Raw genomic sequence first — 1,218 nt, 5'->3', positions numbered from 1 at the left:
GCCGCCCGGGTGGCGACAGCCGGACGGGGACCGGAGGCCACGCCGATGCCGTGGGCCCGGCCGCTGGCGGGCGCCGTGGTGATCAGTGTCTGCGGCACGATCAGCACGGCGCGCACGCCGCCGTAGGCGGAGGGCCGCAGCGAGACCTGGAAGCCGTACGCCTGCGCGAGCCGGCCGACGACGGCCAGGCCGAGGCGGGGGGTCTCGCCGAGGTCGTTGAGGTCGATGCCGGCCTGGGCCTCCTTGAGCATCCGCTCGGCGCGGGCGCGGCCCTCCTCGCTGAGGCTCAGGCCCCCGTCCTCGATCTCGACCGCGATACCGGTCTGCACCTCGACGGCGGTCAGATGGACCCGGGTCTGCGGCGGGGAGTAGCGGGTGGCGTTGTCCAGCAGCTCGGCGAGGGCGTGGATGAGCGGCTCGACGGCCGGGCCGACCACGGCGACCTCGGACACGGGGTGGAGCTCCACCCGCTGGTAGTCCAGGATCCGCGACACGGCTCCGCGCAGCACGCTGTACAGCGGCACCGACCTGCTCCACTGCCGGCCGGGCCGGGCGCCGCCGAGGACGGCGATGCTGTCGGCGAGGCGGCCGACCAGGGCGTTGCCGTGGTCCAGGCGCAGCAGGTCGTCGAAGACGGCCGGGTCGTTGCCGTGGCGGTCCTCCATCTCGCGCAGGTCCTGGGCCTGGCGGTGGACGATGGCCTGGACGCGGCGGGCGATGTTCACGAAGGCCCGCTGGGCCGACTCGCGCAGGCCCTCCTCCGCGTCCACGGCCTCCAGTACCGAGCGCAGCACGGTCTGCTGGGCGGTGCGGAACTCGGGCGTCACGGCGCCGTCGTGGGAGGCGGCGTCCCGCAGGACGTCCTCCACGAACTCGCCCTGCTGCAGGCGGGCCACCGCTTCGGGCAGCAGTACCGCGGCCAGTTGCATGGTCTGGGCCTCCTGCTGGGCGAGGCGGTGCCCGAGTTCGGCCTCCTGCTGGGCGTAGCGTGCTCGCAGCTCGGCGAGCGCGCGCCCGCGGCGGGCCGCCTCGGCGGCCACCACGGCCACCGCCGCGGTGCCCACCACCCCGCACCAGACGACTCCCGCGCGGGCGCCGGTGGAGGCCACCGACGCGGCGACGACAGCGGCGGCCGCCATCACCACCGTGGGCAGGAGCCACACGAGAACAGGAGCGGAGCGCCGGCCTCCGGGTGACGATCCAGCACGAAGCATCAGC

At 75.4% G+C, this 1,218-nt stretch carries 1 protein-coding gene; it reads right to left on the bottom strand.

Going from position 1 to position 1,218, the window contains the following annotated elements; all coding sequences use genetic code 11:
* Positions 1-1,214 (bottom strand): ATP-binding protein (locus tag P3T39_RS37455; RefSeq protein WP_280703798.1); only part of this gene is annotated, 1,214 nt, incomplete at its 3' end.
* Positions 1,215-1,218: the final 4 nt, after the last annotated feature.

The sequence above is a fragment of the Kitasatospora sp. GP82 genome (assembly GCF_029892105.1).
In the GTDB taxonomy this organism is placed as follows: Bacteria; Actinomycetota; Actinomycetes; order Streptomycetales; family Streptomycetaceae; genus Kitasatospora.
The sequence above is the reverse complement of the archived record's forward strand: the minus strand, read 5'-3'. Positions and strand labels throughout refer to the sequence as shown.